The organism is Exiguobacterium sp. s194, assembly GCF_018618275.1.
GTDB classification, from domain to species: Bacteria; Bacillota; Bacilli; order Exiguobacteriales; family Exiguobacteriaceae; genus Exiguobacterium; species Exiguobacterium chiriqhucha.
Genome location: NZ_JACSLT010000006.1, coordinates 138,566 through 158,416 on the forward strand (window position 1 = coordinate 138,566; position 19,851 = coordinate 158,416).

The window sequence follows — 19,851 nt, forward strand, 5'->3', positions numbered from 1 at the left end:
AGGCTCCTTTCCATCACTCTTCTAATTTCGTTCGCCTTAACGCCTCAATGATTTGTCCCATCATTTGGACACCGTGTCGATAGTCCATCCGGGTCGGTCCAATCATGGCGATTGTCCCGAACGTCTTCCCGTCGAGCGTATAGTCGGACGTGATGACGCTACAATTTTGAAGCGCGACGATGCCATTCTCGCTACCAATGCTCACATAAATCTCGCGGTTTGGCAACGATTCGAGCCAGTCGGTCAACCGTTCCTGTTCATCGATCCATTCGAGGAACGGACGCAACGTGTCGAGCGTCTGAAACTCAGGTTGGTTGAAGATGTTCTTCTTCCCCCCTAGATATAGCGAAGCAGGATGTTGGACTTCGACGGTCGATTGAATGAGTTGCATCATGAACTCAAATTGTTCCTGGTGCGCGAGTCGAAGTTTGGCCACTTCTTCCCCGATTCGGAACTTTAGCTGACCGAGTGGAGTCCCTTTGAGACGATCGTTCAAGAAACGAATCGTCTGTTCGACCAAGTCAGGCGCCATCGGAGAGTCGAAAACGACCGTCCGATGTTCGACGTGGCCTTGATCGGTCACGATCAAGACGACGCCGCGCCGTTCGTCGAGCGGCATCAAGTCGATTCGGGCCAGGCGATTCATCTGGCTGTTCGGACCGAGTGCCACCGTCGTATAGTTGGTCAAATCAGAGAGCAGGTCAGCGGCTTGACGGATGAGCACTTCCGACTCTTGGGCCGAAGCGCGCAGTCGTTCACCGAGACGATACGTCTCGCGCTCGTCGATGATTTTCGTCTCGACGAGATGGTCGACATAATACCGATAGCCGATTTCGGACGGGATTCGTCCGGCCGACGTATGCGGCTTTTCAATCAAGCCCATGTCTTCTAAATCGGCCATATCGTTACGGATCGTCGCCGAACTGAATGATAAGTCATCCCGCTTCGATAACGTCCGCGACCCTACCGGTTGGGCCGTCTGAATATAATCATCGATGATCGCTCGTAAAATGAGCAATTGTCTCTCTGTCAGCACAACATCACTCCTCTCTGAAGGATTGGCCTCGCTTTATTAGCACTCATATTTACTGAGTGCTAATCACACTTCAAATATTATCATGTTCTCCTTATTTGTCAATTCATTTGGCTCATTTTTTCCAGTCCGTTCAAGCGTTCGGATATGCATGTTTCGTCAACATTCGGTATGATACGAAATGAGGTGATTAGATGTTTACAACACAACAATTCGACGTATTCACGCAAGACGGACTCGACGCCCGGATGGCCGGGATCCGCTCAGAGATTCAACCGCTGTTCCACCGGATTTATGACGAGGTCGGGCCTCAGCTCGAAGCCGACGTCGGCATCCCGCTCTATTTACATGTCGCCAAGCATGCCCGCCGGACGGTCAATCCGCCGAAGGACACGTGGATGGCGATCTGCCATGACAAACGCGGCTATAAGAAACATCCCCATTTCCAGGTCGGCTTATTCGACGACCGCGTCTTCGTCTGGCTCGCCTTCATCTATGAGATGCCGAACAAGGAAGCAATCGGCCGCCGGCTTATGGCACTCGACTTCAAATCGGATTTCCCTGACTTCCATATCGCCGGGGACCATATGAAGAAAGACGCGTTTTTAATCGAGGATATGTCAGCCGAATCGATTGAGACGATGACGGAACGCTTCGCGACCGTGAAAAAAGCTGACTTCTTAATCGGCCGCCAACTTCCGGCCGATGCGTCGATCCTTCAAAACGAAGCCGCCTTCCTGGCGCTCGTCGAGGATACGTTCAGCCGGCTCATGCCGATTTATCGAGACCTAGTCTTATAAACAATCAAGGGCGGACCCAAGTCGGGTCCGCCCTATTTTTATGATAATGAAGGTTGATCGTGAGCGTCATTCACACGCGCTTCACCGATGAAGGCCGCGAATGCCTCATTGGCGAGCGGGAGTCCCGACTGGGTCAAGCGGACGTGTGTGTCCGTCGTCTCAATCAAGCGCTTCGCCTCGAGCTCCGTCAAGACGTGCCCGAACACCGAACGCATCGATACACCGTACTTCGACTCGAACGTCGCAAACGACACGCCTTGGCGCATCCGGAGTCCGAGGAACAGTTCTTCTTCCATCTTCTCGAATATCTCGAGCGTCGTCGTATTGCGGACCGGTAACCCCTCCGCTTTGATATAGTGCGGAATCGGTGCGATGTTCGCCCGACGTTCCCCGTTCAAATAACTGTGCGCGCCGGCGCCGAAGCCGTAATACTCTTCGTTGCGCCAGTACACTTGGTTATGACGGCTCTCCCGTCCTTCAAGGCTATAGTTTGAAATCTCATATTGTTTCAATCCACGCCGTTCGAGCGTCTCCATCACTTTTAAATACATCGCGACTTCGATATCTTCGCCCGGAAGGCGCAACTTCCCTTTTCGCTCTTGAATCGCGAACACGGTGTGCGGCTCGAGAATCAACGAATAGGAAGACACGTGTTGAATCGGGAGCTCGAACGCCAAGTCGAGGTCGCGCTCAATCTGCTCGAGCGTCTGTTCCGGCAACCCGAACATCAAGTCGATCGAGATGTTATCGAATCGCTTCGCAGCTTCCGTCACGGTCGCAAACACGTCATCGGCCCGGTGCGTCCGTCCGATGCGCTCGAGTCCGCCGTCGTCGAACGTTTGGACGCCGAAACTGACGCGGTTGACTCCTCCTTGCTTCATCGTGTCGAGTTTCTCCGCACTGACGAAGTTCGGGTTCGCCTCGACCGAATACTCCAAATTCGGAGACGCGAGCGGGAGCAGATGACGTGCGACCATGTCCATGAGTCGTTTCATCTGCGCCTCATTGAGCGCCGTCGGTGTCCCACCGCCGATAAAGATCGTCTCGATCGTATCGGTCGGGTATTGTTCGAGCGAGAGGATGATTTCCCGTTCAAGTGCATCTAAATAGTCATCAACCGGTTGGTTCTTTAAGAACACCTTGTTGAAATCACAGTAATAACAAATATGTTCACAAAATGGAATGTGAAGATATACGGCTTTAGCCATGGCGGCCACCCCTTTCTTCTCTTCCATTTATAACGCTTTTCACGCCGGGACGCCACTCTGCACGTTCAATCGAACCGATGAATGAACAGACCGCTCTTCAGTTTCGGTTCGAACCACGTCGATTTTGGCGGCATTTGACCGTTCTCGTCGGCGACGCGCATCAGCTCTTCCATCGCCGTGGCATGACACGTCAATACGACGACGTCATCACGTTTAGCCAAGTCGGCGAGACGTTTCGGTGCGTCCTTGCCGCCGATGAAATCGATTCGGTGATCGGTGCGAACGTCCGTGACGTGAAAATACGGTTCGAGCACATCCCGTTGCAGCGTCGCGACGTCGAGCGACGTCGTCGTCTGCAATTTTTTGAGCATGAAATGCTCGCCCCGGTAAGACAAACCGAACGTGCCCCGCTCGTTCGGGACATACAAAGCAGGGACCGACTCGAGGTCATACGATAAATCCAGATTTTCGAGCAGTACCATCACTTCTTCTGTGCCCACTTGATTCAGGATCCGGTGATATGGCAAAATCGTCAGCTCATCGCTCGGGAACAAGACGCCGAGGAAGTGATCCCGCTCTTGTTTCGATTCCCCTTCATGAATCGGGCTCCGTGCGACGACGGCTGCGGCTTTGGCCCGGTGATGCCCATCGGCGATATAGATGGCCGGAATGCTGGCCCCGAGCATGATGACGCGTGCTTGATGCTTGGATGGCACGGCATAGCCTTCATGGATGACACCTTCACTGTCCGTGAAGGCGAACAACGCCTCTCCTGTCGTCGCATCGTCCAAGATGCGACGCAACCCTTCGTCCGGCGCGTGGCTCATCAAAATCGGGCCAGTGTGCGCTTTCGTCGCCGATACGTGCTCGACGCGTTCGCGTTCTTTCGCGGCACGGGTGTGCTCATGAATCTTGATGCGACCGGCCTCATAATCGGTCACCGAGAATGTGGCGACGAGCCCTGTCTGGACACGCCCTTGATCGGTGAGCCGGTAAACATAAAATCCGTGGGTCCGTTCGGTCAACTCGCTCTCGTAAAGCCGTTCGAGCTCATGACGGGCTCGTTGTCCCCACGCCTCGAGCGGCATGTCCGCCGTGAACACTTCTGGTTTATCGACCGCAAGGAACGAGTCGGGACGCAGTTTGACGTCTTCACGTGCTTGTTCGACGCTGACGATATCGTACGGGTCGGCTGCGACGTTCTCGGGATGGGTTGGCATGTATGGGGCAAACGGTTTGAATACGACCATAATTATTCCTCCTTAAAATTCGCGGACGCGCATGACGCCCTCGATGTCGTACAGGGCGTGCACAGATAGCGTCTCATGTTTATGGTTGTCGATGTCGATCAACGTATAGGCCACGTCGTTGCGGCTCCGGTTGACCATGTTATCTATATTGATTCCGTTCTCGGCGAGCCGGCTGGCGATTTGACCGACCATGTTCGGGACGTTCAAATGGAGCACGGCCAAACGCCGCTTGCCGACGTAAGGGAGTTCCGTGTTCGGGAAATTGGCCGAGTTTCGGATACTACCGGTCTCGAGATACAGTTTGAGCGTATCGACGGCTTGGATTGCACAGTTCACCTCAGACTCGTGGGTCGAGGCGCCGAGGTGCGGGAACGCGACGACTTGCGGATGTCCGAGCAGCACTTGTTTCGGGAAGTCGGTGATGTATGTCGCCACGTTGTCATCAAGCGCTTCTAACAAATCGGCGTCATTCACGAGTTCACCCCGCGCGAAATTCAAAACGGTGGCGCCCGGTTTCATCTGCTTGAACCATGTCGCATCAATCATGTGGCGCGTGTCATCCGTAAGCGGCATATGAATCGTCAGGATGTCGACGTCGGCGAGCAACTCGCTCAACTGCTTCGCCCGTTTCACTTGTTGTGAGATATTCCAGGCCCCGTCGACCGATAAGTGCGGGTCGTACCCGATGACGTCGATGCCGAGATGGAGCAAATCGTTCGCGAGCGACGCCCCGATTGCACCGAGACCGACGATGCCGACGCGCTTGCCTCGCAGTTCGGAACCGACGAAACGCCGTTTCTGTTGTTCCATCGCTTCTTCGAGCGATGTCTGATCGGCAAACGTGTGATCGTTGACCCAGTTCGCCCCTTCCAAAATCGGACGGACCGATAACAGCATGCTGGCGAGCACGAGTTCTTTGACCGCGTTCGCATTCGCGCCCGGCGTATGGAACACGACGACCCCTTGACGGGCGAGCCGGTCGAGCGGGATGTTGTTCACGCCGGCACCGGCCCGGGCGATGGCGAGCAAGTAAGGCGGGATGTCCGCCTGATGGACGTCATGGCTCCGAATGACCCAGGCGTCCGCTTGTTCGGCGTCATTTACGGCATACTCGCTCGGCTCGAAACGCCGTAACCCGTCTTCTGCGATTTGATTATACGTTTTTATATGAAACATCTTGTCCCTCCTGTTCAAACTCATGCATCACATCGATGAGACGCTTCACGCCTTCGAGCGGCATCGCGTTGTATAGACTGGCTCGCAGGCCGCCGACCGAACGGTGACCCCCGAGCTCGATTAATCCGCGTGCCTCGGCGAATCGTTGAAACGCCCGGTCCGTCTCGGCATCCCCGGTCGTGAACGGGATGTTCGTCAGCGACCGCTGCTTGCCCGAGACGACGGCATGAAACATTGGCGATGCATCCAAGGCGTCGTAAAATAGACCACTCTTCTCGACGTTGCGACGTTCCATCGCCTCGACCCCGCCTTCTCCCTCGACCCAGGCGAGCACGCGCTCGGCGACGTATAGACTGAACGTCGATGGCGTGTTGAGCAGCGTATCGACGTGCTTGCTGTACGCGAGGTATGACGGCAAGTCACGGTCGACAATCAAATCGCGACGGATGATGACGAGCGTCAATCCGGCCGGCCCGATATTTTTTTGGGCACCGGCATATAATAGCCCATAGCGCTTGACGTCAATCGCTTCCGCCAAGATGTTCGACGAGACGTCGGCGACGATCGGGACTCCCGTGTCCGGCAGTTTCGTATAGCGCGTCCCTTCAATCGTGTTGTTCAACGTCACATGAAGATAGTCGACGTCTGAAATCGTCTCTGGCCATGCGGGAAGGTCTCGATACTTGACCGCTGCCGAACTGCCGGCGACGACGACGTCACCGTAGTGTTTCGCATCAGCAATCGCTTTTTTCGACCAAATCCCGCTGTCGAGATAGGCGAAGCGCCCCGACTCGCGCAGGTTCATCGGCACCATCGAGAATTGTAGGGTGGCACCGCCTTGTAGAAACAGGACGGCATAGTCGTCAGGAATCTGCATCAATCGCCGCAGTCTCGCCTCGAGCTGCTCGACGATTGTGGCGAACGTGTCGGAACGGTGACTCATCTCGACGATGGACACCCCTTGTTTATAGGAAAGAAACTCGGCTTGCACTTCACGTAAGACCGGTTCCGGCAAGACGCCCGGCCCGGCTGAAAAATTATAGATCACCGCCACTCCTCCTCTATTTCTCTGTAAGTACGTACTATTCCGTGCCCGACGTGCCGAATCCTGCCAAATGACAAAAATCGCCCTTATCCGGAGATAAGGGCGAACGATTATTCTTCGTCCATCGACAAGACGGACATGAATGCTTCTTGTGGCACTTCGACGGAACCAACCATCTTCATGCGCTTTTTACCTTCTTTTTGCTTCTCGAGCAATTTACGTTTCCGCGAGATGTCACCACCGTAACATTTGGCGAGAACGTTCTTACGGAGTGCCTTGATTGTCGAGCGGGCCACAATCTTCGTTCCGACTGCTGCTTGAATCGGCACTTCGAACTGCATCCGCGGGATGAGTGCTTTCAGCTTCTCGACGATGACCTTCCCACGTTCGTAGGCGAAATCACGGTGCACGATGAAGCTCAAGGCATCGACGAGCTCGTTGTTGAGGAGGATATCCATCTTGACGAGTCGCGACGGACGATAGCCGATCAAGTCGTAATCGAGCGACGCATAGCCTTTCGTGCTCGACTTCAACTGGTCGAAGAAGTCGTAGACGATCTCACTGAGCGGGATGTCGTACGTGATTTTGACGCGGGTCGTGTCGATATACTGCATATCGATGAAGCTACCGCGTTTCTTCTGACAGAGCTCCATGATGGCACCGACATAATCGTTCGGTGTCATGATGGCCGCTTTGACGTATGGCTCTTCAATCAATTCAACTTTTTGCTGTTCTGGCATCTTCGACGGGTTGTCGACGTGGATGACGTCCCCTGCTGTCGTCGTGACGTGATAGATAACCGACGGTGCCGTCGTAATCAAATCAATGCCGAATTCGCGCTCGATTCGCTCTTGAATGATTTCCATGTGGAGCATGCCGAGGAATCCGCTCCGGAATCCGAATCCGAGTGCCTGTGACGTCTCCGGCTCGAACTCGAGCGCCGCGTCCGACAACTGAAGCCGTTCAAGTGCTTCACGCAAATCGTTGTACTTCGCCGCGTCAATCGGATAGAGACCGCAGTATACCATCGGGTTCATCTTCCGGTAACCCGGGAGTTGTTCCGTCGAAGGGTTTTTGGCGAGTGTGATCGTATCACCGACACGAACGTCGCCGACCGTTTTAATCGACGCCGAGAGCGTCCCAACATCGCCGACATTCAATTCTTTCACCGATAACGGTTTCGGTGTTGAGACGCCGAGGTCCGTGACTTCAAACGATTTGCCCGTCGACATCATTTGTACCTTGTCTCCGACTTTGACCGAACCGTTGACGATTCGAATCGAAGCGACGACGCCGCGATAAGCGTCATAATACGAGTCGAAAATCAACGCCTGAAGTGGCGCTGACGGATCTCCCGTCGGTGCTGGGACGAGTTCGACGATTTGTTCGAGAATCTCTTCAATCCCGATTCCCGCTTTGGCCGAAGCCGGTACGGCATCACTCGCATCCAAACCGATGACGTCCTCAATCTCTTGACGGACGCGTTCGACGTCCGCAGATGGCAAGTCGATCTTGTTGATGACCGGGATGATTTCAAGGTCGTTATCAAGCGCGAGATAAACGTTCGCGAGCGTCTGGGCCTCAATACCTTGCGCCGCATCGACGACGAGGACAGCCCCTTCACATGCTGCGAGTGAACGTGACACTTCATACGTGAAGTCGACGTGTCCCGGTGTATCGATCAAGTGAAGGATGTACTCTTCTCCGTCTTTTGCGGTATAGTTCAATTTAACGGCGTTCAACTTGATTGTAATCCCACGTTCCCGTTCGAGATCCATCGCATCGAGCGTCTGTTCTTTCATTTCACGCGCCGTGAGCGCACCAGTTCTCTCGAGAATCCGGTCAGCGAGCGTCGACTTCCCATGATCGATGTGAGCGATGATAGAAAAGTTCCGAATCTTCTTCTGACGATTCTCTAATTCTTGTTTGTTCATATATGGGTTCACCTATCCTTCTCATGCATACCGTGTCATTATATCAAAATCCTAAGTTAATGTGTACGACCTACTTCAACAATACCACATATAGTTTTCAGAATAATCATCAAGTGGTTGCTTTTCGAATAAGCGTTTGCTACAATTGTGCTTGTTCTGTTGAATGATTACTTGAAGTAATAAGAACATACACTTTCTTGTTTCAGGGGGTGACAAAACAATGGCAAACATCAAATCAGCAATCAAACGTGCAAAAACTTCTGAAAAGCGTCGCGTCGCGAACTCGCAAGAGAAAGCAGCAATGCGTACAGCAGTGAAACGTGTTGACGCTCTCGTACTCGAAGGAAACAAAGAAGCTGCTCAAGAAGCTTTCGTCCTCGCTACGAAGAAAATCGACAAAGCTGCAGCAAAAGGTCTTATCCACCAAAACAAAGCTGGCCGTGACAAATCACGTCTTGCAGCTCGCATCGCAGCTCTCTAATTAGAGACTAAAACGAAACAGCCGCCTCCATTAGGAGCCGGCTGTTTTTTGAGTTCGCATGACGTAATGGTCACCAATGCCTGGGATGTCAAAAGCGTCACCGACCGTCTCCAATCCGTTCCGTTCATAAAACCGGACCGCTACGGCTCGAGCGTTACACCACCAGTCGGCGTCGAGCTCACGATGGAGCGCCTGCAAGAAGGCAGAGCCGATGCCCCTCCCGGCGACATCGGGAGCGGTCGCCATGCCGCGCAATTGAAACGGCACGTATTCGCCCGCAAACTCACGGCGTTGCCGCATGACGGTCGCAATCGACACGACACGACCGCCTTCGACCCAGGCGAAGTGACGCGTCGTCTCCGCGTCATCCCCTTCAAAATAACACGTCTCCACCGGCAATCCTGGCCGCAACACTTCATGTCGAAGCGGAATCACTGCTTCTAACCCTACTTCCTGTAACCCCATGTCCTCACCTCACAGTAATGTCAATTGGCAGACGAGCGTATCAAACACGATCTGCTTGTCACCCCGTCCCGTCTTCATCGCCTCATCCGCGTCGGCAATCAATGTCAGTGCCCGTCCGAGCTGAGCCTCGGAGAAATTTCGGCTCGCTTGCGAGGCCAGTTTCACCGTATACGGATGCGCCCCGATTTTCGAGGCGATTTGCTTCTCGCCATACCCCTTCTCCGACAGCTGTTTCGCGAGATACATATTCCGGTACTGTCGCGCGAGGAGTGCTAACAAACCGATCAGCTCTTGACCTTGCTTCTCTAAATCACGGACGAGCCGAAGCGCCGCATCCGCACGACGGGCCACTAAGAATTCGGACAGTTGGAACACGTTGTCTTCGAGTGTCCGCGGGACGAGATCGTTGACGATATCAATCGGAATCTCTGCCCCTTCACTCGCGTACAGTTGCAACTTCTCGAGCTCTCGGACGAGTTTGCCCCAATCATCCTGACAGAGGAACAACAGCCGTTCGACGGTCGCCCGCTCCATTTTTTGGCCGCGCCGGTTCAGCTCGTCGCCTACGTAGCGCATCAGCTCCGACTGGCTCGGCTTTTTCGCTTCGAGCACGATGGCCCGCTCTTTTAAGCGCTTGACGACTTTTTTCCGTTCGTCGAGCTTCTCCGCTTCGATAATAAAGACGAGTACGGAATAAGGCGCTGGTTGTAACGCGTATTCGGTCAATCGCTCGACGTTTTGCTTTTGCTTCTCTTTTGCCCCCGTCAAGAACTGCGCTTGTTTGACGATGACGGTCCGATACTCGCTAAAGAACGGTACCGTCTCCGCCTCATCGAGCGCCGTGTCGAGTGACGTCTCGTGCAAGTCGAGCTGCATGACATCAAAGTGGTCACCAGATGGGTTGGCCGCTTTGATAATGGCCCGCTCCCACGTCTCTAGCAAATATTTTTCTGTCCCAAACAGGACGTACACGTTCGACAACTTTCCGTTATGCAGCCACGGTTCATTCAAAACACACACCACTTTCACAATTTATTCTTATCTAAACATAGATTATCCTTCACTGATTCGCTATACTTAGGACGGAACCATTTCAAGGAGGGACTCACTATGCATATTAACTCTGTTCGCCCACAAAGCGAAAACCCGTTCGAGAACGACGTACAGTGCAAACGTAACGATGCCATCGATTCAGCAATCGGCTTCATCGTCCCGTTCGGCTTTTTCTTCACCATCTTCGCGATTGGTGTCCTCATCAAGTTCTTGAGCTTATAAGTCAGTCAGAAAGCGATTGCCCCGGGGGAGCAATCGCTTTTTTAGTTTATCATAGTTTTTCATGGCGGTACTGCCTTCGTCACAATCCCGCGACACCGATTTCGTTCACAGACGACCATCCCGTCCTCGTCCGTCCGTAATACCCGCTTTCCCTCGAGACGTTGCAGCGTGTCAAGATGCGGATGTCCGTAACGATTGTTCCTTCCGACACTGATGATGACCCATTCCGGATTGATTCGGTTCAACAGCGCCTCACTCGACGATGTGTTCGACCCATGATGCCCTAATTTGAACACATCGACGTCAACGGTCGGAATCATCTCTTCCCGCGTGTCCGGCAAATCCCCAGTCAATAAATACGTGAGCGCCCCGACCTGCATGAACAGCGACACCGAGTTCGCATTCTCGTCCTCGCCCGCCTCTCCCGGTGCGACGACCCACATCCATGGATACGGCCTATCCCCGCTCGACAGGAGCCTGACCGGGACTTGATAGGTCTCCAGCTCGGCCAGTAACTCGTCTCGTTTGCCTTGATCCGCTACTTCCGCCGAGAGCCACACCTCATCGACTTCGATGGACGAGAGCAAACCGGACAGTCCGCCGACGTGATCATGATCGGCATGGGTAAGCAATAAGAAGTCGAGGCGCGTCTCCCCTCGCTTCCATATGTACGGGGCGACGACGTCCGCTCCCGGGTCATAGGTGGACCGTTTCGATTCTTTCGGGTCTTGAAACACTCCGCCGACATCGATGACTCCCGTGACCTCGCCGTACTCGACGACGACGGCATCGCCTTGTCCGACGTCTAAAAACGTGACGCGCGGCTCTTCGACCCATTCAAGGACGCCATGCATGAGCAAGAGCGCAATCACGGCAAGCCCCCAACCGCTCCATCGTTTCCACTCAAGGAGCATCAATCCGCCCCACAGGACGACAGCGAGGCCAAGAGCGTGCCAAAACGTAAACTCATGCAGCGGAAGCCAAGGCCGCCAATCGTGATGCAGGGCGAACGTTCCATTCAGGCCATCGAGGATCGGATGCAGGAGCGGTTCAGCGGTCGGCACGATATACGCGAACAGGGCGAGCGGAATGACGATCCAGGAAATTAAGAAAGCGCCGACGACGTTATACACGGGTGCTAACACCGATATAATCGGTTGAACGGGCCATAACAAGATGAGCCCGAACCATTGAGCATATACGGCTAGCCCGAACGGTCCTGTCCAAATCGGGCGAGTCACGAGCAAGAACAACGTCATCGCAACCGTCAACTGGAACCCTAAATTCCATAGCAAGTACGGTTGCAACGCGAGCAAGAACGCCGCGCACCAACTGAGCAACCGAATCGGGTCGCGGACACGGTAACCGAACAGTGACAGCCCGAGCAACACGTCGGCGACGAGCACGGCCCGCGCCACTGGCGGCGAAAACCCGGTCAACCATCCGAACAACGTGACCACAACGAGAATCAACATTGTCTTCGTCTCTCGTCGGAGCGGCAACGGCCGCGTCGTCCAACGCAATCCGAGCACGAGGAGCGCGATATGTGACCCGGAGATGACGAGCAGATGGAGCAGACCGGTCACCCGGTAAGAAAACGAGGTATCCTCATCGAGCAACCGACTCTCCCCGAACAATAACGCCTCCATATAAAGCGCCACATCCGGCCGATACGTCGTCTCGATTCTTGCGAGCTGTCGTTCCTTCCAACGGAGCATCCGTCCACTCATGCCGTCACTCGGACGACACGCCTCGATGGCGACGTCACTCCCTTTGAACGCAAGTCCGGCCCCGTACGCCCAAGCCGCCTCGTCGAACCCACCCGTATTGCGCAACGGTGCGAACGGGGTCTGCGTGAACGTGACGAGGCACGTCTCTCCGGGACGACCGAGCGAGAGGTCACGACCGGTCAACACACCTTCCCTTCCGTCGATTTGTCCATACAGCCGCCCCGATTGGCCATTGTTCCGCCTGCTCTCGATGGCGAACAGATAGGGTCCGTCCACCGGCAACGGCTCGGCGTCAGGACGTACGAACACGAACAGGACGAGCAGGACGGCACCAATGTGCGCATAGACGGATTGACCACGCCAAGTGAAGGCGATGGCGACAGACAACAGGAGGCAGAGGGCGACTGATCCGTGTATCCCGGCAATGAATAGGCTGATTGGCAACAATGGATATAGTGGCATGTCATGGAACCAAGAGATAACCTTCCATACTTTCTAACGTCTTCTCCCCGAACCCTTTGACGTTGCCGATCTCTTCGTATGACTTGAACGGCCCATGCTGTTTCAAATGATTGAGAATCGCCTCGGCTTTGGCCGGACCGATGCCCGGTACGGTCATCAATTCGTCCTTCGTCGCACTGTTGACATGGACCCCGTTCGTCCCCCCGCCCGCTTCTTCAGCGGCCGGCACAACGACCGTCTCCCCTTTTTTCGGGACGCTCACTTTCGTCCCATCGACGAGCAATTGGGCCAAATTCAATTGTTCGGGATCAGCCTCGTCCGTCAAGACGGCGAGAGACAACACATCCCCGACACGGGCCCCTTGCGGCATCGTATACATATCGGGCGCCTCGACCGCCCCGGTCACATAGACGACGATTTCAGTCGGGACGCTCGGCTCGATTTCCGGCTTGGGTGTCGCCACGAACTGTTCGACCATCGGCGTCTCCGGTTCTTTCGAGTAAAACATATAGCCCACCCCAATGAATAATCCGACGAGCAGCACGACGACATACCGTCTCCACTTTTCCATACGTCTCCTCCTCGCGTGAGTCTCCCCTCTAGTATGAGCAAATAGACATCGGTGCGCCCGTTCCTCCTTTGACGTTTCTGACGCGCTTATGACCCTGATGGACGTGTGTCGCATCCGCTTCGAGACGACAAAAAAGAGACAAGCCGAAACTTGTCTCAGTGCTCTTCAAAATGTTGGACTTGGCTCGCGAGTGCGGCGGCCTGCCCTTCTAACTCCTGCATCAAGGCGAAAATTTGATCGAAGCTCGCTTGTTGCTCTCTCATCGAGGCCGCGACTTCTTCATTGCCCGCCGCGAGTTCCTCGGTCACGCCGCTCACTTCCTCGACCCGTTTCAAGACGTTCGTGACTTCCGTGCTCGATGCGACCATCTCGCGCTCGATCGTCCCGACGAACGAGGCGACGTGATCGGTCCGGTCATGGATTCGACTGAACGCCTGCTTCGTCAATCCGAACGCCTCGAGCTGTGCCGTCTGCTCACGACTCGACTCTTCGACCATGTCCGTCAAGCGGGCGACCTCATCGCGAATCGTCTGGACGACTCCGAAAATCGAACGTGTCGCCACGTTACTTTCTTCAGCCAGTTTCTTGACTTCGCTGGCAACGACTGCAAACCCTCGTCCGGCCTCGCCAGCCCGTGCAGCCTCGATGGCGGCGTTCAAGGCGAGCAGGTTCGTCTGGGCGGCGACGTCTTCCACGAGTTTCGCCATTTTCTCAATCTCTTCGGTCTTCCGGGCGAAGTCATCCATCCGATTGACGAGTGATGCGTTGCGCGCGCTAGAGCGCTCTAGAATCGCTTCCTGGTCCGTCAGCGTCTCGATACCGGCCGCGACTTCACGAGTCATCTCGGTCGTCTGTTCAGTCGTCTGCTTCGTCTGGTTCAAACTCGTCTCGAACGAGGTCGCCATGATGCCGACCGATTCGAGCGTCTCTTGCAGTTCCGTTGCAATCGACTGTGCCCCGTTCGCCATCTCATCGACTGCATTCGTGATGTTCGACGTCGTGCTGACCACGGCCTCGTTCTCGGCGGCCGCTGTCTCCGTCATATCGTTCACTTTCATCGAAGTGACGCGAATGGACCCGATGACCGTCTGGAGCGACATCGTCATCTCTTGCATGGCCCGCTCTAACCGTCCGATTTCATCACGGCGCGTCGAATCCGGCAACGTGATTAACCGGCCGGCCGCGATTGCTTCCGCCGCCTCAACGTTTCGCTCGAGCGGATGGGTGATCGAGCGGGCGAAGAAGAAGTTATAGACACTGAGTGCGCCGATGACGAAGACCGTCAACAATACCGATACGAGCAGGAGACGTTTCGTCTCGCTCGCCGCCTCGGCCTGTAGCGCTTCATAGAACGTACCATTTTTCAAGAGGAGCGTGTTCACATCGTTCAATACTCCTTCGAGTTTGGCGGCTTGAATCCGGGCCGCAATTCCGCCTGCCTCGGCCGTCTCCACTTCAGCTTCAATCCGTTCATACTTCGTTGTCGCCCGTTCAAGGTGCGTCGCGAACTCTGGAATCAGATATGTCTGTTCGAGCATCGCAAACGTTTCTCCGTTCGTCGCCCGGATGCGCTCGAGTTGCGTCAGCGTCGATTGACTCATCTGCTCGCCGAGCGATGTCCAAAGCGACTGTTCTTGCAAGAGCGACGTCTCGAGCTGTGACAGCTCGATCATTTGCATCCCATACTGTTCATTGTACGTCTGCAGACGATTGAGTGTCGTCAAAACGTAACTCATCATCAACACAATCAACAAGACCGTGAACACGGTCGAAAAGATAAACCGTTTCCGTAAACTCATTTCAGCGTCCCCTCCATCAACTGTTTCTGAAACGCCTCAAACTGTTTTGTCTCTTCGTCATCCCACTGGACACGACGAAGAGCGGCCAAACCGACACCGTTTTGATCGATTCCGAGTTCGACGTGGGTATTGAACGCCTCGTTCTCGAGTCGATTCGCGATTTCAACGATGGCCAAATCAACTTGTTTCAACATCGACGTGATGACCGCGTCCGGTGCAATCATCGATTGATCACTGTCGACCCCGATGGCCTTCACACCGTTCCGCTCAGCCGCCTCTAGAACTCCGACCCCTGTCAGTCCTGCAGCGGCGTATAACACGTCCGCTCCGGCTTCAATCTGTTTCTCTGCCAATTCGCGCCCGATTTCAGGTGATGCAAAATCGTTCGCATAGTCGACGAGCATCGTCACGTCATCGTTGACACTTTTCGCTCCGAGTTCGAAGCCAGTCCCAAACTTTTGAATCAGTTCGTTGTCGACGCCCCCGATAAATCCGATTTTGTTCGATTCCGTCTCGAGCCCCGCGACTGCACCGGCTAGCGCACTTCCTTCCGTCTCTTTGAACGTCACGGACATGACGTTCGGTAATGTCGATACGGCATCGATCAACGCGAACTGTTGCTCCGGATGTTCGGCCGCTACCGCTTCCAAGTCCTCTTGACAAGCGAACCCGAGCCCGATGATGACGTCATGTCCGTCGGCGACGAGCTGTTCGAACCCGGCCTTGTACGTTTCCGTCTCATCCAACTCGCGGTAATCGACGAACCATTCCCCCGTCTCACGGAGTTGTCCCATGCCGCGCATCGCCGCATCGCTGAATGACTGGTCCCCGAGACCAACATCAGACAACACAACGCCCATCGATTGACGGGTTTCAACGGTTGCTTCCGGTTGGTCAATCACAGACTGACAACCTGGTAACCAAGTCACACATGCGGCCAACAAGCCGATGATGAGTGATTTCTTCATAATCGCTACTTCCTCTCTCTAATGGTCTGACATCTCACTTATCGTCAGAAACCGATCGAGTTTGAAGCCTTTCGTTTCAAATTTAGGGGAATTTGAGTGAAACAAAAAAAGCCACAGACGATGACTTGTCTGTGGCTCCCTACTTATTCTTCCGTCGCGGCGAACGTTGACTCGCTCAACTCGCGATTCGCACTCGTCTGAACGTTGCCTTTTCCAGCAAAGTTGTCGAGTAAATCTTTCATATCGATTCCTGACGACGCTTTGAGCGTCTGTTGCAGCGATGCCATCAAGTCGGTGGCGTAACCCGTGACTTTGCCGGCTCCGCCGTCTTTGCCGCTGCCCGTATCGACGACCGTAATCTTGTCGATATTGCCAAGCGGTGCTGCGATTTGTTTCGCATAATCCGGAAGCATCTTGACGACCATGTCGAGGATGGCGGCTTGACCATACTGCTCAAACGCTTCGGCAATCTTTTGTTTCGCTTCGGCTTCGGCGAGACCCGTCAAGCGGATAATGTCGGCTTCGGCTTCCCCTTTGGCCCGTTCCGAATCGGCCTCGGCCACACCGGCGAGGCGGACCCGTTCGGCGTCGGCTTTCGCTTCCGCTTCGATGCGGTACTTCTCGGCGTCGGCTGCGGCGATTTGACGTGCCTTGTCGGCTTCGGCTGACTGCTCGATTGCGTAACGGTCGGCGTCGGCTTTCTTCTTCACTTCAGAATCGTACTGTTTCTCACGACGCATGATTTCTTTCTCTTCGAGCTCGATTTGCTTTTGACGTTCGATGATTTGGACCTGCATCTGTTGCTCGGTGACTTCTTGCTTCGCTTTCGCTTCTTCGAGCTCATACGCTTGGTCGGCGCGGGCCTTGGCGACGTCTTGTTCACGGCGATACGCTGCGATGCGAAGCTGGTTCTCTTTCTCGGCTTCCGCGATTTCTGAAGCACGTTCGAGTTCCGCTTTCTTCGCGTCCTTCATCGCTTCTGCTTGTTTGATGCGCGTCTCTTTGTCCGCTTCGGCCGTGGCGATATCGGCATCTCGTTTCACTTGCGCGATTCGCGGCTTCCCGAGTGATTCAAGATAGCCGTTCTTGTCACGAACATCTTTGATGGTGAACGAGACGATAACGAGCCCCATCTTGGCCAAGTCTTGTGAGGCGACGCGTTGCACTTCTTGTGAGAACTTATCACGGTTCTTATAAATCTCTTCAACTGTCATTGAACCGAGGATTGAACGGAGGTGACCTTCGAGCACTTCTTTCGCCTCGTTCTCGCGTTCGATTTTCGGTTTGCCGAGGAATTGTTCGGCCGCCGTGGCAATCTCACTGATCGAGCCGCCGATTTTGATGATGGCCGTCCCGTCCGCCATGACCGGTACACCTTGCTCGGTATACACTTCCGGCGTCGTCACTTCGAGCTTGCTCGAGAGAAGACTGAGTGGTTCAGCCTGCTGGAACACCGGCAAGACGAACGTTCCGCCCCCACGGATAATCTTCACACGGTTGCCTGACGCGTCGCTATGGACGTTCTTTTTCCCTAAGTAGCTGCCGGTAACGATGAGCGCCTCATCTGGTCCGACCGTGCGATACTTCAACACGAAGACGAAAATTAAGGCGAGCAAAATCACCCCGACGATAATACTGGCTAAAATAGCTGTGTTCATACGTTAAAACTCCTTTCGGATTGTCGGTTCGTCATACTCCATGACGACCGCAATGTTTCGTTCGACTTCGATGATGACGACGCGTTGTGTCGTATCGATGGCTTTTCCGTCGACACTCTTGGCCGTTTTTAGTACGGATCCCGTTACCGATTCGACGAGCACTTCGCCAAACCCACCTTCTGGGACCGGGACCGTCAATCGACCAATCAGGCCGACGAGGGATTCATCGGTCATTCCGATCGATTCTTCCGCGTTCGATAGCGGCAAGAGGACGAATAAGTACAGGAGCGTCGTGAGCGCGAATGAACCGACGAGGGCGACGGCAAGCCCTATCATTGGCGACACGTGGGCAAGCGCATTTAAAATCAATCCGATTCCCGCACCGAGCGCTAAAAAGGATAAGATGACGGCGGGATTGAACCAACCATCAAATACATCGAACGCATCTGAAAAAATCATGTACACGAATGTACCGAGACCCGCGATGATGAGTACCCACCAATACAGCTGATCTAACGATTCCATTACCACTCCTCCTCGGCGCGACGCTGTCGTTCGTACGAAAGGACGCGGCGCAAATGTTCGACTTCGAGCGCGAGCGCCTGTTCAATCGTGTCCCACTCTGCCAACGGTCGGGTCGGTTGATTGACCGACTGTCGGACCCGTCCTAACGTCTGCTCGAGACGTAAGCGATCATAGCGGTCGACCGCCTCCATCCGTTCTTGTCGCAGAAGTGACAAATAGTGATCGACTTCCGCTTGTAACGCAATGATTTGCTCGGTCGCCGCTTCCGACGATTCCTGCATGAGCAAGCGACGCACCCTGACTTGATGGGCGATCAGTTTTGCAATCCGAGCTTCTAGCTCGAGAATATGTTTATAGAGAGATTCTGCCTCATCTTCATCCGTGTCATCGCGCCACCACATCTCCGACTCACCTCGCTTCTTTCTTTACTCACTTGTCTATACGTTTAGAGCGAAACTTTGGTTTCAAAATAACTAAAAAAAATGTAAGATTGATTTGCTAGCGTTAGAAAGGAAGTGCTCACATTGGGCAATCAAGTCATTAAATTATCAGCTACCGCCCAGGAGGAACTCATCGCGAGTTATCGGGCCCATTCAGTCAATCCTCCGCCACACGCACGATTCAGTGCTAAAACACCTCAGTGTGTGATTACGGTCTACAATTCGGGTAAAGTCATGTTCCAAGGACGTGATGCCGACACGGAAGCCGCCAAATGGGGAACGAGCATTAAAAAAGAACCGAGCGTTCCGAAAAATGTTCTGCCGGAAGGCTTTTCGGACTGGTCTGTCATCGGGAGCGACGAAGTCGGAAAAGGTGATTATTTCGGACCGCTCGTCGTCGTCGCCGCCTACGTGCCAAAAGAGAAAATCGCTCTCGTCAAAGAGCTCGGGGTCAAAGACTCCAAACTGCTGTCGGACACAGAGATCGTCCGAATCGCCAAAGACTTGCACGTCACCATCACCTATCAGAAGGCGACGTTGCACAATCCGGCGTATAATAAAATGCAACGGACGATGACGCAAGGCAAAATGACGGCCGTCGCCCATAACGCCGCCTTGTCGGCCTTATTACAGAAGCTCGATGCGACACCGGACGCCATTTTAATCGATCAGTTCGCTGAAAAGAACATCTACTATAACCACCTTCGGTCCGAAAAAGCAGTCGTCAAAGACGACGTCTATTTCTCGACGAAAGCGGAAGGACTGCATGTCGCCGTGGCCGCCGCCTCGATTCTCGCTCGCGCCTTGTTCTTAAAAGAAATGGACAAGTTAAGTGCGACACTCGGGGTCACGTTACCGAAAGGCGCCGGCGCCAAAGTCGACCAAGTCGCGGCCGATTTGATTCTTCGTTATGGTCAATCCCGTTTGAACGAGGTCGCGAAAGTTCACTTCGCCAACACGAAAAAAGCAATCCGGTTGAGCGAGTTGAAACGATAGTCCTACATTTGTAGATATGGTATATTATTTTTAGG

19 protein-coding genes are annotated in these 19,851 nt (G+C 54.2%); 4 read left to right on the top strand and 15 right to left on the bottom strand.

Annotation, left to right across the window (positions count from 1 at the left end):
* Window positions 1-13 precede the first annotated feature (13 nt).
* A complete protein-coding gene (gene hrcA / locus KNP85_RS09160) occupies window positions 14-1,036 on the bottom strand; it encodes a heat-inducible transcriptional repressor HrcA (RefSeq protein ID WP_029595209.1) in 1,023 nt (340 codons plus the stop codon).
* A 191-nt stretch (window positions 1,037-1,227) separates the two neighbouring features.
* On the opposite strand from hrcA, the gene KNP85_RS09165 reads away from it, so the two are divergent.
* Window positions 1,228-1,833, top strand: a complete 606-nt coding sequence (locus KNP85_RS09165) for a DUF1054 domain-containing protein (RefSeq protein WP_214756530.1) — start codon at window positions 1,228-1,230, stop codon at window positions 1,831-1,833.
* Window positions 1,834-1,871: 38 nt separating this feature from the next.
* On the opposite strand, the gene hemW is transcribed toward KNP85_RS09165, so the two are convergent.
* The 5 genes from hemW to lepA all read right to left on the bottom strand — a co-directional run bounded on the left by hemW (window position 1,872) and on the right by lepA (window position 8,446).
* Window positions 1,872-3,041 (bottom strand): radical SAM family heme chaperone HemW, encoded by a 1,170-nt coding sequence (gene hemW / locus KNP85_RS09170; protein WP_214802753.1) that lies wholly within the window; start codon window positions 3,039-3,041, stop codon window positions 1,872-1,874.
* Window positions 3,042-3,106: 65 nt separating this feature from the next.
* Complete coding sequence (locus KNP85_RS09175; RefSeq protein WP_214802756.1) at window positions 3,107-4,291, bottom strand: DUF1015 domain-containing protein; 1,185 nt, start codon at window positions 4,289-4,291, stop codon at window positions 3,107-3,109.
* 12 nt (window positions 4,292-4,303) lie between these two features.
* Window positions 4,304-5,467: a phosphoglycerate dehydrogenase gene (locus KNP85_RS09180; protein ID WP_214798488.1), complete on the bottom strand. Its 1,164-nt coding sequence runs from the start codon at window positions 5,465-5,467 to the stop codon at window positions 4,304-4,306.
* Window positions 5,445-6,521, bottom strand: a complete 1,077-nt coding sequence (gene serC / locus KNP85_RS09185) for a 3-phosphoserine/phosphohydroxythreonine transaminase (protein WP_214802759.1) — start codon at window positions 6,519-6,521, stop codon at window positions 5,445-5,447. Before serC ends, KNP85_RS09180 begins: the two co-directional genes overlap by 23 nt.
* A gap of 101 nt (window positions 6,522-6,622) precedes the next feature.
* Window positions 6,623-8,446 carry a translation elongation factor 4 gene (lepA, locus tag KNP85_RS09190; protein WP_021065662.1) on the bottom strand — a complete coding sequence of 608 codons (1,824 nt, stop codon included), beginning with the start codon at window positions 8,444-8,446 and terminating at the stop codon, window positions 6,623-6,625.
* Window positions 8,447-8,666: 220 nt separating this feature from the next.
* On the opposite strand from lepA, the gene rpsT reads away from it, so the two are divergent.
* Entirely contained in the window at window positions 8,667-8,927 is a 261-nt protein-coding gene (gene rpsT, locus KNP85_RS09195) for a 30S ribosomal protein S20 (RefSeq protein ID WP_021065661.1), read from the top strand.
* A 30-nt stretch (window positions 8,928-8,957) separates the two neighbouring features.
* Here rpsT and KNP85_RS09200 read toward each other — a convergent pair whose 3' ends face one another.
* Entirely contained in the window at window positions 8,958-9,392 is a 435-nt protein-coding gene (locus tag KNP85_RS09200) for a GNAT family N-acetyltransferase (RefSeq protein WP_021065660.1), read from the bottom strand.
* 9 nt (window positions 9,393-9,401) lie between these two features.
* The gene (gene holA, locus KNP85_RS09205; protein WP_353048936.1) at window positions 9,402-10,412 is read right to left on the bottom strand and encodes a DNA polymerase III subunit delta; all 1,011 of its coding nucleotides are present in this window, start codon (window positions 10,410-10,412) and stop codon (window positions 9,402-9,404) included.
* Window positions 10,413-10,502: 90 nt separating this feature from the next.
* On the opposite strand from holA, the gene KNP85_RS09210 reads away from it, so the two are divergent.
* Window positions 10,503-10,667: a YqzM family protein gene (locus KNP85_RS09210; protein ID WP_016508105.1), complete on the top strand. Its 165-nt coding sequence runs from the start codon at window positions 10,503-10,505 to the stop codon at window positions 10,665-10,667.
* A gap of 59 nt (window positions 10,668-10,726) precedes the next feature.
* Here the strand turns inward: KNP85_RS09210 and KNP85_RS09215 are convergent, their stop codons facing one another.
* The 7 genes from KNP85_RS09215 to KNP85_RS09245 form a co-directional block, all read right to left on the bottom strand.
* Window positions 10,727-12,859: a ComEC/Rec2 family competence protein gene (locus tag KNP85_RS09215; RefSeq protein WP_214802764.1), complete on the bottom strand. Its 2,133-nt coding sequence runs from the start codon at window positions 12,857-12,859 to the stop codon at window positions 10,727-10,729.
* A 1-nt stretch (window position 12,860) separates the two neighbouring features.
* Window positions 12,861-13,430, bottom strand: coding sequence for a helix-hairpin-helix domain-containing protein (locus KNP85_RS09220; protein ID WP_214802767.1), 570 nt, complete (start codon window positions 13,428-13,430; stop codon window positions 12,861-12,863).
* A 155-nt stretch (window positions 13,431-13,585) separates the two neighbouring features.
* Window positions 13,586-15,229, bottom strand: coding sequence for a methyl-accepting chemotaxis protein (locus KNP85_RS09225; protein ID WP_214802770.1), 1,644 nt, complete (start codon window positions 15,227-15,229; stop codon window positions 13,586-13,588).
* Entirely contained in the window at window positions 15,226-16,197 is a 972-nt protein-coding gene (locus tag KNP85_RS09230) for a BMP family lipoprotein (protein WP_021065655.1), read from the bottom strand. The genes KNP85_RS09225 and KNP85_RS09230 overlap by 4 nt, the downstream gene beginning before the upstream one ends.
* Before the next feature lie 143 nt (window positions 16,198-16,340).
* Window positions 16,341-17,855, bottom strand: a complete 1,515-nt coding sequence (locus KNP85_RS09235; RefSeq protein WP_214802773.1) for a flotillin lipid rafts scaffold protein FloT — start codon at window positions 17,853-17,855, stop codon at window positions 16,341-16,343.
* A gap of 3 nt (window positions 17,856-17,858) precedes the next feature.
* Complete coding sequence (locus KNP85_RS09240; RefSeq protein WP_021065653.1) at window positions 17,859-18,380, bottom strand: NfeD family membrane protein; 522 nt, start codon at window positions 18,378-18,380, stop codon at window positions 17,859-17,861.
* Window positions 18,380-18,781 carry a hypothetical protein gene (locus KNP85_RS09245; RefSeq protein ID WP_021065652.1) on the bottom strand — a complete coding sequence of 134 codons (402 nt, stop codon included), beginning with the start codon at window positions 18,779-18,781 and terminating at the stop codon, window positions 18,380-18,382. Before KNP85_RS09245 ends, KNP85_RS09240 begins: the two co-directional genes overlap by 1 nt.
* A gap of 123 nt (window positions 18,782-18,904) precedes the next feature.
* Here KNP85_RS09245 and rnhC point away from each other — a divergent pair, with 123 nt between their 5' ends.
* On the top strand, window positions 18,905-19,816 hold the full coding sequence (gene rnhC, locus KNP85_RS09250) for a ribonuclease HIII (protein WP_021065651.1): 912 nt from the start codon (window positions 18,905-18,907) through the stop codon (window positions 19,814-19,816).
* Window positions 19,817-19,851 lie beyond the last annotated feature (35 nt).